This window comes from Pseudoxanthomonas sp. X-1 (assembly GCF_020042665.1).
GTDB classification, from domain to species: Bacteria; Pseudomonadota; Gammaproteobacteria; order Xanthomonadales; family Xanthomonadaceae; genus Pseudoxanthomonas_A; species Pseudoxanthomonas_A spadix_A.
The window spans coordinates 331641-346016 of the sequence record NZ_CP083376.1; the positions used below are offsets into that span (position 1 = coordinate 331641).

A 14376-nucleotide genomic window follows, 5' to 3' on the forward strand; every position below is an offset into this window, starting at 1 on the left:
GGCTTACATCGCAATGCTGCAGCGTTTCTCTTTACGGCAATTACGCTATGCCGCGTCTGCATACTGGTACCAGACTTCACTCAAGGAACGGCCAGATGGCATCTCGGAGGAGGCTAGCAGTGTGTCTAGGCCAAGATCTCCGAGGTCCGCATGCGCCGCATTGGCGCGGGCCAGGATCTCGCCGGCGAGCCATTCCATGCGCGCGACGTTGGACGCCAGGCGTGCGGTCAGGGCGTCGGGGTCGAGCGTGTCGTTCAAGGCGCGGTTGAGTTCGAAGAACCAGTCGATCGCGTACTGGTCCAGCAGGCGGCCGTCGGTCAGCGGGGCAGGGTGGGGCGCATTGCGCCGGCCCCATTCGGCCAGCAGGGCCTGCACGGCCAAGTTGAGCGCGCGCCCGCGCTGGAACAGCGGCCGCAACCGTCCCAGCAGCGGCACATCGGTCAGGCGCCCGGCGAAGTACAGCGGCGCCAGCAGCGACCAGTAGTAGGTGTAGTCCCAGATCACCTTGACCGGCATCACCTGGGCATCGCCGAACAGCGGGTACTGGCCCTGGTAGAGGGTCAGGGTGTTCTCGTAGAAGCCGCTGTAGAGCTGGTTGTAGATGCCCGCGTACGGTGCGATCCCTTCGCCGGCGCGATCGCGCGCGACCAGGTCGGTGATGTAACCGTTGGCGATGGCGATGAAGTCGCTGCCGGGCGAATAGAACGGGTCCAGGAACACGCCCGCCTCGCCGGTCAGCGCCCAGCGGTCGCCGGAGAACACCTGCTTGCAGCCGTAGGAGAAGTCGCGCAGGAACATGAAGTCCATCAGCGCATGCTCGGGCCGCTCCAGCGCGGCGGCCACGCGCGGCTGGTGCGTGCGCAGCCACTCCATCGCCTTGGCGTGGGTGTTCATCGTCTCCAGCGGATGCGCGTCGGCATCGCAGACGATGCCCAGCGAATGCGCGCCGCACGACAGCGGGATCAACCAGAACCAGTAGCCCGGCCCGCACATGTGGTTGGTCGAGCGCCAGCGGTCCGGCGGCGTGCAGCGCGCCAGCCAGGCCGGATCGTCGGACCAGGCGTTGGGATCGATGAAGCCTTCCACGCGCCACCACACCGCATTGGCATGGTGCGCGTTGGGCTGGGCCAGGCCGAGCTTGCGCTTGAGCAGGCCGGCGCGGCCGCTGGCATCGACCACCCAGCGCGCGTCCAGCGTGGCGGCCGCGCCGTCGCGTTCGAAGCGCACGCCGTGATCGGCCTCACCGGAGGCCAGGTCCACGCCGCGCACGCTCGCGCCATCGAGGAAGTCCACGCCCAGCGCACGCGCGCGCTCGCCGAGGAAGTTCTCGAAGCGGCCGCGGTCGATCTGCCAGGACGGCGTGGGCAGCAGCTGGCTCACGCCCAGTTCGGTGCACTGGTCGATCTGCCACTGGCCTTCGGAGAAGAAGAAGCGGAAGCCGAACTTGCGCAGGTGTTCGTCGTCCAGGTGCGCGCGCAGGCCGAGCACGTCGCTGAAATAGTGCGCGCCGATCTCCACGGTCGACTCGCCGACCTTGAACGCGCCTTCGCGCACCGGGTGGGCGCGACGCTCGATCACGCTGATCGCCAGGGCCGGATCCCGCGCCTTGAGCTGCAGGGCCAGGGTCAGTCCGGCCAGGCCGCCGCCGAGGATGGCCACATCGGTGCGCGCGTTCATCTCAGGCGTCCGCCGCAGGGGAGGGAGCCGGCACCCTAGCAAACTCGCCCTGCGGATCGTGGATGACCGGGCGGGTGGCGCGGATGCCGCGGTAGACCGACAGCAGCCGGCCATGGCGCAGCACCTGGCCGACCACGTGCGTGGTGATCCTGCACAGGTCGCGCACCAGGCGGAAATGGCTCTTGCGGAACGTGCCCGGCTCGGTGCCGGCATAGCGGGTCTCGATCGGCACCGACACCACGCGCGCGCCGGCCTGGCGCGCGGCGCTGATCAGCATCTGCGCCTCGAACACGAAGCCCTCGCCTTCCACCCCTTCCAGCGTGAACACGCTGCGCGGATAGAAGCGCTGGCCGCTCTGCGTATCGACCAGGCGGAAGCCGCAGCCCCAGGCGATGCCCCAGTCGCCGAAGTCGTTGCCGATGCGGCGGATGATCGGCTGGCTGGCGCGCTTGCGCAGGCGCGCACCGTTGACCACCCAGCCCGGGTAGGCGTTGGCGGCCTCGAGCATGCGCGGGAAATCGCTGGCCCGGTGCTGGCCGTCGCCGTCCATGGTCAGCACGCCCTGCGCGCCCTGGCGGGCGGCCTCGGCGAAGCCGCTGCGCAGCGCCGCGCCCTTGCCCAGGCGCTGCGGATGCCGGATCAGCGTCACCGGCAGGCCGTCCAGGCAGTCGCTGGTGCCATCGTCGGAGCCGTCGTCGACCACGATCACCCGCGGGCACACCGCCAGCGCGTCCTCGACCACCTCGCGGATGCGCAGGCGTTCGTTGAGCGCGGGGATCACCACGGCCACGTCGTTCATGGTCAGCGGGCTCATCGGACGATCTCCACCTGCAGCACCGCGCCGTGGCCGGCATCGAGATGGCAGTGCGCGGCGCCCAGCGCCAGGGCGTCGAACAGCGGCAGCATCGGCGCCATCGCGTTGCCGGCGGCGAGGGTTTCCAGCGGGCCGGCCGGCGCGCGGTCGGCGCCGCCGGTGCCGACCGTGGCGCGCAGCGCCAGGCCTTCGCCTCCTGCGCTGAGCACCAGGGCCGCGCCCAGCAGACCCTGGCTGTGCGAAATGCGCCCCAGCGGTCCCACCGACTGGCTGTCGTAGCCGACCAGCAGCACCTCCGGCGTGCCGGTGGCCAGCTGGGTCAGCGCTTCGAGCAGGCCCTGGGCGAAGCTGCCGTGGAAGGCGCTGATCGCGGTGGCCGGCGCATGCGTGGCCGCGCCGATGGTCCAGTAGCCGGCCGCGGCGTTGTGCACCGAGTTGTGGAAGCGGATCGGCGAGATGCCGGTCGGGTCGCTGGCCAGCTGGCGGCACATGTAGTCGGTGATCGCCAGGTCGCCGTGGGTGGAGGTGAACACCGACGGCAGCGTCGCCGGGTCGCGTCCGGCGGCCTGGCACGCGGCCAGCGCCACTTCCAGCGCCACGGCCACCGTCTCCGGCGCGCGCCGGCGTTCGTTGGGCGCCAGCAGCTGCGGCGCCGGCTTGGCCGGGGCATCGGCCGGCAACGCGCCGCCGCGCGCGTAGGCCTGCGCGGCGTCCCAGGAGGGCAGGCCGCGGCACCAGAAACCGATGCCGGCCACGCGGGCGTTCAAGGTGGAAGCGGTCATGCGCGGCCGAACACCAGCGCGCAGTTGTTGCCGCCGAAGCCGAAGGAGTTGTTCATCGCGTACTGCACCGGGCGCCGCTCGGGCGCGAAACGGATCTGGGGACCGCAGGCCGGATCGGGCGTGCGGGCGTTGAGGGTGCCGGGAAGATAGCCGGTGTCCAGCGCGATCAGCGCGAACACCGACTCGACGATGCCCGCCGCGCCCAGCGTGTGCCCGGTCCAGGCCTTGGTCGACGCCGCATGCAGCCCGTCGGGGAACAGCCTGGCCACCGCGATCGCCTCGACCGTGTCGTTGGCCGGCGTGGAGGTGCCATGCAGGTTCAGATAGTCCAGCTGCGCCGGCGCGATACCCGCGCGGGCCAGCGCGTCGGCCATCGCCAGCTGCGCGCCCAGGCCTTCTGGATGCGGGGCGGACATGTGGTGGGCATCGCTGGATTCGCCGTAGCCGCGCAGCTGCAGGCCGCCGTCGGCGTCGCCGGCGCGTTCGAGGAGGGCGAAACCACCGGCCTCGCCCAGCGACAGGCCGTCGCGGTGGGCGTCGAAGGGCATGCACGGATTCCTGGACACCAGCTGCAGCGCGTTGAAGCCGTACAGCACGCTGCCGCACAGCGTGTCCACGCCGCCCACCAGGGCCGCATCGACCAGCCCGGCCTGGATCAGCCGCGCGGCCTGGGCGAAGACCTTGGCGCTGGACGAGCACGCGGTGGCCACGGTCACGCAGGGCCCGGCCAGGCCGGTGGCGTGCTGCACGAAGTCGCCCAGCGAGTGCGGCGTGTGCACGATCGGGCGCGCCAGGTCCTCGGGGAAGCGCTCGCCTTCGGCGTCCTGCTCAAGGCGGGTGTAGGCCTCCTCGCTGGCGCCGATGCTGGAGGTCGAGGTGCCGATCACCACCGCCACGCGGGCCGCGCCGTAGCGCCGGCCGGCCGCCTGCACCGCATCGAGCACGCCGTCCTGGCCCAGGGCGAGCCAGGCCAGGCGGTTGTTGCGGCAGTCCCACGGCGCCAGGTCGGGCGGCAGGGCGACGTCCTCGACGCCCTCGACGCGGCCGATCCAGCAGTCCAGGCGCGGCGCCGGGCCGAAGTCGTTGTGCCGCAGGCCGCTGCGGCGGGCTTCCAGACCCTGCGCCTGCGCCTGGCGGCCGTGGCCCAGGGCGGTGGTGGCGGTGTAGGCCGTGATCGCCAGGGGCGTCATGCGGGACGGAGACGGCATCCAGAGGTATGTGTCGGTCGATGGCATTCGAGTATAGCCAGCGGCCCTGGCGTGACCGTGTGCATGCGGGCGTGGCGTTGCGTGCGCTCAGGTTCGGGTTTCGCCACTGCGGGCTTTGCCGCACAATCGGTGCGACTTTCCCCACGATCGGATTCGCGCGCACCCGGATGCATGCGTTCGTCTACAAGAGCCTGCGCAAGGCCGACACGTACCTGTACCTGGCCGCGCGCGACGACTTCGCGCGCCTGCCAACGCCGCTGCGCAGCCAGCTGGGCGAACTGGCCTTCGTGCTGGAAGTGACCCTGACGCCCGAGCGCAGGCTGGCGCGCGAGGACGTGGCCGTGGTGCGCCAGAACCTGGCCAGCCGCGGCTTCCACCTGCAGTTCCCGCCGCAGGCCGCGATCCAGGATCCGATGCCCGATGCCTGACGCCGTCCGTCCGCCGAACCGCGCGGCGCTGGTGGCGCTGCTGGCCGGCCTTGCGCTGGCCGCACTGACCTTCTTCGGCGGACCCGTTGCCGCGGTAGGCGCGCTGCTGGCCCAGCCGGCGCTGGCGCTGGCGGTGTCCTGGCAGGCGCGCACCCGCGCGCCGGCGCGGCGCGACTTCCTCAAGCGCGACCTGGTGCCGCTGCTGGCGGTGTGGGGCGCGGGCTTCGTCCTCGCCGCCGCGCTGCTGGCCTGGCCGCTGCAGGCCCTGCGCAGTGGCGGGTCGCTGGGCGCGGCGCTGGGCCTGAGCGCGGTGGTCGGCGTCTGCCTGATCGGCGCATGGCGCGCCTGGCCGCTGTGGCTCGCGGTCGAACGCGAGGGCGGCGCGCTGTCGCGCCAGTGGCGCGCGATGGCCGACCGCGACCTCGGCGACCTGCGCGGGTTGGGCGTGGCCGCGGCGGTGGCGCTGGCCATCGGCGGCGGGCTGAGCCTGGCCTGGCCGGCGCTGTGGCCCAGCACGCTGCGCGCCGCCGGCGCCATCGTCTACGCGCTGGCGCTGCCGCTGCTGCACGCCGGCCTGCAGCGCGCCACCCGCGCCGGCGGCCTGCCGGTGCTGGACATGCCGGCCAAGCCGGTCGCCCGGCCGGTCCAGAAGAGCGCGCCGTCGTTCGCCCCGGCGCCGACGCCCGCCGCGCAGGCCGCGCCCGCACCAGCGCCAGCGCCCGCCGCCGCCTCGCGGACCGCACCGGCGAACGCGTCGGCGGGCCCGGCCCAGGACGCGGCGCTGTACGAGGCCGCGCGCAGCGGCCGGGTCGAGCGCGCGCTGGAGCTGATCGAGGCCGGCGCCAACCCGCGCGCCCTGCCGCCGGCGGACGCGCGCGACCAGCGCAGCCTGGCCGTGCTGGCCGCCGTGCTGCCCGACCTGCGCCTGCTGCGCACCCTGATCGCCAAGGGCATCGATCTCAACCAGGCCCATGCCGGCATGACCCCGCTGCTGGCGGCGACCCGCGACAGCTGGCACGGCCGCCCCGATGCGGTGACCACGCTGCTGACCAACGGCGCCGATCCGCGCCAGGCCGATCGCGAGGGCAACACCGCCCTGCATCACGCCGCGCGCAGCTCCGACCCCGGCGTGGCCGCGCTGCTGCGCGACGCCGCCGCCGAACTGGACGCGCTGAACCACGACGGCCTGACTCCGCTGGGCATCGCCTGCATCGCCGGCAACTGGCGTTTGGCCAAGTTCCTGCTCGAACGCGGCGCCCGCCCCGAGCCCGCCGGCGGACAGCCGGTGCTGTTGGCCGCCGCCGGGACCGAGGAAGACGATGCCGCCGGCGTGCAGCTGCTGCTCAAGCACAAGGCCAAGGTGAATGCGCTCGGCGCGCAGGGCCGCAGCGCCCTGCACGAGGCCGCGCTGGCCGGCCATGCCGAGATCCTGGCCGCGCTGCTGGCGGCCGGGGCCACGGTCGATGCGCGCGATGCCGCCGGCGCCACGCCGTGGCTGGAGGCCGCGCGCAGCGGCCGGGTCGCCGCGCTGGACACCCTGGCCTCGGCCGGCGCCGACCTGGCCGCGGTCGACGCCCGCGGCCGCAACGCGCTGCTGCTGGCCAGCACCGCCGAGCAGGTCGTGCCCGCGGTGGTCAAGCGCCTGCTGGAACTCGGCGTGGACCCCGAACAGCGCGACCTGGCTGGCCATCGCGCCGCCGATCTGGCCGCCGCGGCCGGGCGCTGGGCGCTGGTCTCCCAGCTCGATCCCGACTACCCGCTGCCGACCGCCGTCTCCGCGGCCGACACCCACGCCCCGCCGCCGGACCAGGCGCCGCTGGGCCTGCTGCGCGAGGCGCTGGAGCGCGGCGAACGGCGCGGCCTGGACGCGCTGGTGCGGCTGTGCTCGCCGCAGGAGCTGGGCAGCCTGCTGCACGCCCCGGCGCTGCAGGCGCAGGCCGACGCGGTGGCCTGGCTGCTGCGCCACGGCGCCTCGGGCGAACAGCCCGACGTGCGCGGCGACCTGCCGCTGCTGGCGGCGCTGGCGCGCGGGCCGGCGGCGCTGCCGGTGATCCGGGTGCTGCTCGATGCCGGCCTCTCGCCGGCCGGCAGCGCCGGGCTGGCGCGCTTCCTGGCCGCCTGCCTCGCCTCCGATGCGCGCACCCGGCCGGAGCTGTCCGCGCTGGCGCTGGAGCTGCTGGCCCGCGGCGCCGATCCCTTCGCCCCCGCGCCCGGCGGCGACCGCGCGCTGCCGCTGGCCGTGCGGCTGGACTGGCCGGCGCTGGTCGAGGCCCTGCTGGCGCTCGGCGTGGACCGCGAGGCCCGCGACGCGCGCGGCATGTCGGCGCTGCACCTGGCGACCGCGTTGGGCAATGTGGCGATGGTGCGGCGCCTGATCGCGGCCGGCGCCTCGCCGGACGCGCGCGCCGCCGACGGCCAGACGCCGCTGGGCGTGGCCCTGTCGGCCGGCCGCCGCGACCTGGCCGACTGGCTGGACTGGCGCGTCTGGCCGTTGCCGCGCCGCGCGCTGCAGCCGGCCGACCTGCCGGCCGCGGCCAAGGCCGGCGACGCCGACGCGGTGCGCCGCCTGCTGGACCTGGGCTTCGAGGTGGACGCGCAGGACGCACAGGGCTGCAGCGCGCTACTGCGCGCGGCCGGCGGCGGCCACGGCGCGGTGGTCGACCTGCTGCTGGCGCGCGGTGCCGATCCGCAGCGCCCGGCGCGCACGGGCGCCACGCCGCTGTCGGCGGCGGTGAGCATGCGCCAGACCGCCATCGTCGGCGCCCTGCTCGAGACCGGCGCCAGCCTCGAACACCGCCTGCCCGGCGAGGTCAGCGTGCTGATGCTGGCCGCCGCACTGGGCCTGCCCGATGTCGCCGCGCGCCTGCTCACCGCCGGCGCCGACGTCCACGCGGTCGATGCCCAGGGCCTGACCGCGCTGCACTGCGCGGGCCTGTTCGGCTTCATCGCCCGCGATCGGCCGCGCCTGCTGGCGCTGCTCGACACCCTGCTGCTGGCCGGCGCGCAGCCCGACGGCCCGGACCCGGGCACCGTCACCCCGCTGCTGTTGCTGCTGGGCGCGCGCGCCGAGCCGGGCACCGTCTGCGACGAGGACGTGATCCTGGCCGGTCTTGAGCGCCTGCTCCAGGAAGACGTCGCGCTCGACGTGCGCGACCCGCGCGGCTTCGGCCCGCTGCACCTGGCCGCGCTGCACGGCCTGCTGCGCGTGGTCCAGCGCCTGCTGCGCGCAGGCGCCGATCCCGACCAGCGCGACGCGCTCAACCGCATCCCGCGCGACATCGCGATCATGCGCGGCTTCGTCGATGTGGCGGGCGAACTGGCGCCGGCCGGGGTGCCGGGCGCCGGCGCGCCGATCGCGCGCTTCCTGCGCGACCCGCGCTGAAGGCGCGCGCACCGCTTCCTCCCGCTGGATCCCCCGCCGATGTCCGACGTGCCCGCCGCCGATGCCGCTCCCATCACCTGGGCCGATTTCGAGAAGGTCCTGCTGGTCGCCGGCACCATTCTCAAGGTTGAGCCGTTTCCCGAGGCGCGCCGGCCGGCCTACAAGGTCTGGGCCGACTTCGGCCCCTACGGCCAGCGCAAGACCAGCGCGCAGATCGTCAGCCTGTATGCGCCCGAGGACCTGGTCGGCCAACAGATCGTGGCGGTGCTGAACTTCCCGGAGAAGCAGATCGGGCCGTTCAAGTCGCAGTTCCTGCTGACCGGCGCCTACACCGAGCAGGGCGTGGTGATCACCACGCTGGAGCGTCCCGTGCCCAACGGCGCGCGCCTGGGCTGAGCGCCGGCGCGGCCTCAGTCGCCGGCCGGCGGCTTCTCCGTCGTCGTCGCAGAGGGAGGGGCGTCCGTCGCGGCCGGCGGCGCCGTGTCGGCCGCGACCAGCTTTTCCAGGTCGCGGCGCGCATCGCGCGCGGTCTGGATCAGTGCCGCGTCGTCGTCGTAGACCAGGTACTGCTCGCGCAGCAGCTTCTCGTCGTGCGCGCGGAAGCGCCGCGCCTGCCGCGCGGCCTCCTCCTCGTCGACGCCCAGCGCGGTCAGCACGCGCTCGCCCATTTCCAGGCTGGAGCCGAAGGTTTCGCGGAAGGGTTCGGCGCTCAGGTCCATCAGCCGCCAGGCGTGCTGGCGGTTGCGCGCGCGGCTGAGCACCGTGGCGGCCGGATACATGCGCCGGATCAGGCGCGTGCAGCGGATGTTGGTGTCCGGGTCGTCCATGGCCACCACGAATACCTTGCAGTGCTGCGCGCCGGCCGCGCGCAGCAGGTCGGGCCGGGTGGGATCGCCGTAGAACAGCCGCGCATTGCCGAAGCGGCGCAGGGTGTCCACCTGTTCGGGGCTGTGTTCCAGCGCGACGAAGGACACGCGCTGGGCGGTGAGCAGGCGCGCGACGATCTGGCCGAAGCGGCCCATGCCGGCGATCAGCACGCGCGGCTGCAGGTCCTCGACCTCCTCGAAGGCGCGCTTGGGCGCGGCCGGCGCCTGGTCCAGCCAGCGGCTGGCCGCGATCAGCAGCAGCGGCGTGGCGGCCATCGACAGGCCGACCATCGCCACCAGCCGGTCGCGCTGCTGCCCGCTCAGCAGGTCCGCCTGCGCGGCCTGGTTGAACACCACGAAGGCGAACTCGCCCCCCAGCCACAGCACCGCGCCCAGCTTCAGCGCCGCGCGCCAGCTCATGCGCACCTGCCAGCGGCCCAGCGCCAGCAGCACGCCGGCCTTGACCAGCAGCAGGGTCAGCACGCCGGCGGCGATGATCTGCGGCTCGGCGCGGATGCGGTCGATGTCGATGGACATGCCCACGGCGATGAAGAACAGGCCCAGCAGCAGGCTCTTGAACGGCTCGATCTGCGATTCCAGTTCGTGGCGGAACTCGGAGTCGGACAGCAGCACGCCGGCCAGGAACGCGCCCAGGCCCGCGCTCAGCCCGGCCAGCTGCATCAGCCAGGCCGTGCCCAGCACCACCAGCAGCGCGCTGGCGGTGAACACCTCGGGCATGCGGGTGCGCGCCACGATGCGGAACAGATGCCGCAGCGCCAGCCGGCCGAACAGCGCCACCAGCACGATCGCGCCGACCGCCTCCAGCACCGTCGCCCAGCTCAGGGTCTGGTTCTTGGCGCCGCCCAGCAGTGGGATCGCCACCAGCAGCGGGATCGCGGCCAGGTCCTGGAACAGCAGCACGGCAAAGCCCGTGCGGCCGTAGTCGGTGGCCAGCGCCTTGCGCTCGGCCAGCAGCTGCAGGCTGACCGCGGTGGAGGACAGCGCCAGGCCCATGCCGATCACCAGCGCCTTCTTCCAGCCCAGGCCCAGGCACAGGCAGATCGCCCCCAGCAGCAGCGTGGTCAGCAGCACCTGCAATCCACCGGTGCCGAACACCGGCTTGCGCATCACCTTCAGCCGCGAGGGCGAGAGCTCCAGGCCGATCACGAACAGCAGCATCACCACGCCTACTTCGGAGGCGTTGAGGATGCGCTCGGCATCGCGCACGAAGCCGAAGCCATGGGGCCCCAGCAGCGCGCCGGCGACCAGGTAGGCCAGCACCGCACCCAGCCCGAAGCGCTTGAACACCGGCACGGCCACCACGCCGGCCAGCAGGAACACCAGCGCAAGTTGCAGACCGCCGTCGTTCATCCAGATTCCTTACGCACCTGTCCCATTATGCGCCGCGCGCGCGCCTGACCGGCCGCGCGCGTGGACTGCACTGTCATGGCCTGCGCTGTGCCGGACGGCACTTGTCGTCGTTCCGCCGGCGCGGCAAGCTCGACGCCTCATCGTGGACAGGGATCGACCATGCGCATGCCCAACGGATTCGTGGCCGCCTGCTGCGGCGCGCTGCTCGCGATCGCAGGCGCCGCCGCGTTCGCGCAGACCCGGAGCGAAGTACGGGAAACGCTGGAATCCAGCCTCGTCGTCACCGGCGACATCCGCATCGCCGGCGACGGCAAGGTCAGGGACTTCCACATCGATCAGCCGGACAAGCTGTCCAGCGACGTCATGCAGCTGGTCGACCGCGCCGTGCCCAGCTGGGAGTTCGAGCCGATCCTGGTCGAGGGCAAGCCGGCGGAGGTGCGCTCGCGCATGCGCATCCGGCTGGTGGCGTACAAGCGCGCGGACGGCAACTACGTGCTGAGCATCCGCAGCGCGTCCTTCACCGGCGACCAGGACGAGGAGGTCGATGCGACCTGGCTCAAGCAGCAGAAGATGCCGCCGCCGGCCTATCCGGCGGTGGCCGCGGCGTCCAACGTGTCGGGCACGGTCTTTCTGCTGATCAAGGTCGGCGCGGACGGCAAGGTGCAGCAGGCCTTCGCCGAGCAGACCAATCTGCGCGTGCTGGCCAACGGGCGCGAGATGGCGCGCTGGCGCAAGGTGCTGGAGCAGTCGGCCATCGCCGCCACGCGGGCCTGGCAGTTCACGCCGTCCGCCAATGATCCCAAGCATCCCGAGGGCGGTTGGACCTCGCGCGTGCCGATCGAGTATTCGCTCGCGCGCCAGCGCCCCGGCTACGGCACCTGGGAGCCCTACATCCCCGGTCCGCACATGCCGGCGCCGTGGCTGCGGCCCGAACTGGCCCGCGCCCAGGACGTGGATGCCGCCCAGGCCGGGACGCTCGCCCCGGTCGGCGAAGGCGCGATCCGCCTGCGGACCGATCTCGGCCAGGGCTAGCGCGGGCGCGCTCCTGCTTCGGAGGTGCAGCGCTCCGGCGGGTAATGTTCGCTTGTCCCTCGGTCATGGCATCTGCCCCGACTTACACACCTCCATCGTCGTTCCCGCGAACGCGGGAACCCAGGGACTTTCGTTCGAAGCACCAAGAACCGGCTCTGCTCGCGATCCTGAGATTGCGTTGCAGGTGAGCGGTGCGGCTTCGGATGGGCAGCGGTCCGGCGGGCGGGGGCCGCTTATCCCTCGATCAGGGCATCCTGCCCTGATTCGGGCGCTCGGCGTCCTGCCTCGCTGGTCGCGGCCCCGGCCCGCCGGACCGCTGCCTCGCGCGTCAGGTCAAGGGCTTCGGTTTGCGCGGTCGTTCGAGACCCTCGCCCATGCGCAGAGCGCGATCGGTGACGGGAGGGTATCGACTTGAGGCCCCCTCCCTTGCGCGCAGCGCAGGGGAGGGACGGGGAGGGGTCGGAGCTTTACCGGTCAAGCCACCGAAGCAACAGCAAAAGCACCTCACCCCCTCAGTCGCTAGTTCGCGACTTCGAGCTCCCCTTCGCCTGCGGCGGAAGGGAGGGGGCAGAGCGCTTGCTCAATGGCTTCGTTGGAAGAAGTCCTGATCTGCACGCTCGCAGCGCCTCGACCCGGCCGGGGAGCGGGCCAAGTTGGCTCGCGTCGGCGAGTCCGCCAGGGATGGCGGGCCGAGCCGGGGAGCCGCGCCCGGCCGGGCCGTCTGTTCACCGAAGCCGGCTTTACCGACTCCGCACATTGGAGTCATTCCCGCACACAGGCTGGGAGAAAAACAAAGAGCCCCGCAATGCGGGGCTCCTTGTTGGGCTGCTAGAGGCGCGGTTCAGCGCTTCATCGAGCTGAAGAACTCGTCGTTGGACTTGGTGTTCTTCATCTTGTCCAGCATGAACTCCATCGCGGCGATTTCGTCCATCGGATGCAGCAGCTTGCGCAGGATCCAGATCTTCTGCAGCAGGTCCGGCTCGATCAGCAGGTCCTCGCGGCGGGTGCCGGAGAGGTTGACCGCGATGGCCGGGTAGACGCGCTTCTCGGTGATGCGGCGATCCAGGTGGATTTCCGAGTTGCCGGTGCCCTTGAACTCCTCGTAGATCACCTTGTCCATCGCGCTGCCGGTGTCGACCAGGGCGGTGGCGATGATGGTCAGGCTGCCGCCTTCCTCCACGTTGCGCGCCGCGCCGAAGAAGCGCTTCGGGCGGTGCAGGGCGTTGGCGTCCACGCCGCCGGTGAGCACCTTGCCCGAGGACGGCACCACGTTGTTGTAGGCGCGGGCCAGGCGGGTGATCGAGTCGAGCAGGATCACGACGTCCTTCTTGTGCTCGACCAGGCGCTTGGCGCGCTCGATCACCATCTCGGCGACCTGCACGTGGCGCGCGGCCGGCTCGTCGAAGGTCGAGCTGATGACCTCGCCGCGCACGGTGCGCTGCATTTCGGTCACTTCTTCCGGACGCTCGTCGATCAGCAGCACGATCAGGTGCACGTCGGGGTGGTTGGTGGTGATGGCCGTGGCGATCTGCTGCATCATCATCGTCTTGCCCGCCTTGGGCGGGGAGACGATCAGCGAGCGCTGGCCCTTGCCCTGCGGCGCCATCAGGTCGAGGATGCGGCCGGCGATGTCCTCGGACGACCCGTTGCCGCGCTCCAGGTGGAAGCGCTTGCGCGGGAACAGCGGGGTGAGGTTCTCGAACAGCACCTTGCCCTTGCTGGCCTCGATCGGCTCACCGTTGATGGTGTCGACGATGTTCAGCGCGAAGTAGCGCTCGCCATCCTTGGGGAAGCGGATGCGGCCGGCGATGTGGTCGCCGGTGCGCAGGTTGAAGCGGCGGATCTGGCTGGGCGAGATGTAGGTGTCGTCCGGGCCGGCCAGGTAGCTGGCCTCGGCCGCGCGCAGGAAGCCGAAGCCGTCGGGCAGGATCTCCAGCACGCCGTCGGCGGCCACGCCCTCGCCGTGGCGGGTCAGCACCTTGAGCAGGGCGAAGATCACGTCCTGCTTGCGGGCGCGGGCCACGCCTTCCTGGATCTGCAGCTGGTCGGCGATCTCGATCAGCTTGTGCGCCGGCATCTTCTTCAGATCGCTCAGCGAGTACTGCGGGAAGCCCTCGGGCACCTGCGGATGCGGGCGCGGCACGAAGGTCTCGCTGGCGCCGTCCTGCGGCAGACCGTCGTTGTAGCGGTCGTTGCGGCCCCGCTCGCGGTCGCGGCGATTGCGGAAGCGCTCGCGGCGGTTGTTGCCCTGGCCCTGCTGCTGGCCGTTCTGGTGGTTCTGGTTGTTGTTCTGGAAGCGCTGCGGATTGTTGTGCTGGCCGTTGCCGTTGGCCTCACCGCTCTGGCCCTGCGGGGCCTGCCGGGGCTCGTTCGGCGCGCCGTCGCCGCCGCCTTCGTTGCGCGGCGCGCTGGCTTCGACCGGTGCGGCGGGCGGCGCTGCCGGGAGGGGCGCGCTGGCTTCCGGCGCCGGGGCGGGCCTGGGCGCGGGGGGCGCGCTGTCCAGGGCCAGGTCGGGCTGGGCGATGGCGTCGGGCTTGGCGGTCTTGCTCACGCGCGGCTTGCGCACGCGCTTCTCGGCGGTGGCGACGCCGGTTTCGTTGCTGTCGGACAAAGGGCGATTCCTCGCTTAAGAGGTTGCGAGCCTGCCGGCGGCACGTGAAGGGGCGCGGGCGGCTGTTGAAGTGACGGTGGGTGGTGTTGCAGAAGGGGTGCGGCGCGAGAACCCCAAGCGCCGGATATCTTGACCTTAGCACCGCGCCGGAACGGCTTCAAGCGCGCTCCGGCATCGGTTTGCAGCGGATTCAGGCCCCGCGGGA

Annotated in this window: 10 protein-coding genes; 4 read left to right on the forward strand and 6 right to left on the reverse strand. The window is 72.4% G+C overall.

Going from position 1 to position 14376, the window contains the following annotated elements; translation table 11 throughout:
• Positions 1 to 45 precede the first annotated feature (45 nt).
• Genes LAJ50_RS01470 through LAJ50_RS01485 form a run of 4 tightly spaced genes read right to left on the reverse strand, consistent with a single transcriptional unit; the run spans position 46 to position 4463 of the window.
• Positions 46 to 1677 (reverse strand): tryptophan 7-halogenase, encoded by a 1632-nt coding sequence (locus tag LAJ50_RS01470; RefSeq protein ID WP_138653726.1) that lies wholly within the window; start codon positions 1675 to 1677, stop codon positions 46 to 48.
• Position 1678: 1 nt separating this feature from the next.
• Positions 1679 to 2491 carry a glycosyltransferase family 2 protein gene (locus tag LAJ50_RS01475; protein WP_138653724.1) on the reverse strand — a complete coding sequence of 271 codons (813 nt, stop codon included), beginning with the start codon at positions 2489 to 2491 and terminating at the stop codon, positions 1679 to 1681.
• On the reverse strand, positions 2488 to 3273 hold the full coding sequence (locus LAJ50_RS01480) for a beta-ketoacyl synthase chain length factor (RefSeq protein WP_130551158.1): 786 nt from the start codon (positions 3271 to 3273) through the stop codon (positions 2488 to 2490). Before LAJ50_RS01480 ends, LAJ50_RS01475 begins: the two co-directional genes overlap by 4 nt.
• Positions 3270 to 4463 (reverse strand): beta-ketoacyl-[acyl-carrier-protein] synthase family protein, encoded by a 1194-nt coding sequence (locus LAJ50_RS01485; protein ID WP_130551594.1) that lies wholly within the window; start codon positions 4461 to 4463, stop codon positions 3270 to 3272. The genes LAJ50_RS01480 and LAJ50_RS01485 overlap by 4 nt, the downstream gene beginning before the upstream one ends.
• Before the next feature lie 185 nt (positions 4464 to 4648).
• Between LAJ50_RS01485 and LAJ50_RS01490 the strand changes: the two genes are divergently transcribed.
• From LAJ50_RS01490 to LAJ50_RS01500, 3 genes are read left to right on the forward strand one after another with little or no spacing between them, the layout of a single operon-like run.
• On the forward strand, positions 4649 to 4909 hold the full coding sequence (locus tag LAJ50_RS01490; RefSeq protein ID WP_130551157.1) for a YcgL domain-containing protein: 261 nt from the start codon (positions 4649 to 4651) through the stop codon (positions 4907 to 4909).
• Positions 4902 to 8291 carry an ankyrin repeat domain-containing protein gene (locus tag LAJ50_RS01495; RefSeq protein ID WP_224096431.1) on the forward strand — a complete coding sequence of 1130 codons (3390 nt, stop codon included), beginning with the start codon at positions 4902 to 4904 and terminating at the stop codon, positions 8289 to 8291. Before LAJ50_RS01490 ends, LAJ50_RS01495 begins: the two co-directional genes overlap by 8 nt.
• A 39-nt stretch (positions 8292 to 8330) precedes the next feature.
• Positions 8331 to 8687, forward strand: a complete 357-nt coding sequence (locus LAJ50_RS01500) for a tRNA-binding protein (protein ID WP_138655390.1) — start codon at positions 8331 to 8333, stop codon at positions 8685 to 8687.
• Between the two features lie 14 nt (positions 8688 to 8701).
• Here LAJ50_RS01500 and LAJ50_RS01505 read toward each other — a convergent pair whose 3' ends face one another.
• A complete protein-coding gene (locus LAJ50_RS01505; protein WP_130551154.1) occupies positions 8702 to 10528 on the reverse strand; it encodes a monovalent cation:proton antiporter-2 (CPA2) family protein in 1827 nt (608 codons plus the stop codon).
• A gap of 159 nt (positions 10529 to 10687) precedes the next feature.
• Here LAJ50_RS01505 and LAJ50_RS01510 point away from each other — a divergent pair, with 159 nt between their 5' ends.
• Positions 10688 to 11560 carry an energy transducer TonB gene (locus tag LAJ50_RS01510; protein WP_138655393.1) on the forward strand — a complete coding sequence of 291 codons (873 nt, stop codon included), beginning with the start codon at positions 10688 to 10690 and terminating at the stop codon, positions 11558 to 11560.
• A gap of 841 nt (positions 11561 to 12401) precedes the next feature.
• Here the strand turns inward: LAJ50_RS01510 and rho are convergent.
• Positions 12402 to 14126, reverse strand: coding sequence for a transcription termination factor Rho (gene rho, locus LAJ50_RS01515; protein ID WP_224096629.1), 1725 nt, complete (start codon positions 14124 to 14126; stop codon positions 12402 to 12404).
• Positions 14127 to 14376 lie beyond the last annotated feature (250 nt).

Bases quoted from the DNA above. Each gene is read 5' to 3' on its own strand.
- LAJ50_RS01470 (WP_138653726.1), bottom strand. From the start codon at position 1,677: ATGAACGCGCGCACCGATGTGGCCATCCTCGGCGGCGGCCTGGCCGGA.
- LAJ50_RS01475 (WP_138653724.1), bottom strand. From the start codon at position 2,491: ATGAGCCCGCTGACCATGAACGACGTGGCCGTGGTGATCCCCGCGCTC.
- LAJ50_RS01480 (WP_130551158.1), bottom strand. From the start codon at position 3,273: ATGACCGCTTCCACCTTGAACGCCCGCGTGGCCGGCATCGGTTTCTGG.
- LAJ50_RS01485 (WP_130551594.1), bottom strand. From the start codon at position 4,463: ATGACGCCCCTGGCGATCACGGCCTACACCGCCACCACCGCCCTGGGC.
- LAJ50_RS01490 (WP_130551157.1), top strand. From the start codon at position 4,649: ATGCATGCGTTCGTCTACAAGAGCCTGCGCAAGGCCGACACGTACCTG.
- LAJ50_RS01495 (WP_224096431.1), top strand. From the start codon at position 4,902: ATGCCTGACGCCGTCCGTCCGCCGAACCGCGCGGCGCTGGTGGCGCTG.
- LAJ50_RS01500 (WP_138655390.1), top strand. From the start codon at position 8,331: ATGTCCGACGTGCCCGCCGCCGATGCCGCTCCCATCACCTGGGCCGAT.
- LAJ50_RS01505 (WP_130551154.1), bottom strand. From the start codon at position 10,528: ATGAACGACGGCGGTCTGCAACTTGCGCTGGTGTTCCTGCTGGCCGGC.
- LAJ50_RS01510 (WP_138655393.1), top strand. From the start codon at position 10,688: ATGCGCATGCCCAACGGATTCGTGGCCGCCTGCTGCGGCGCGCTGCTC.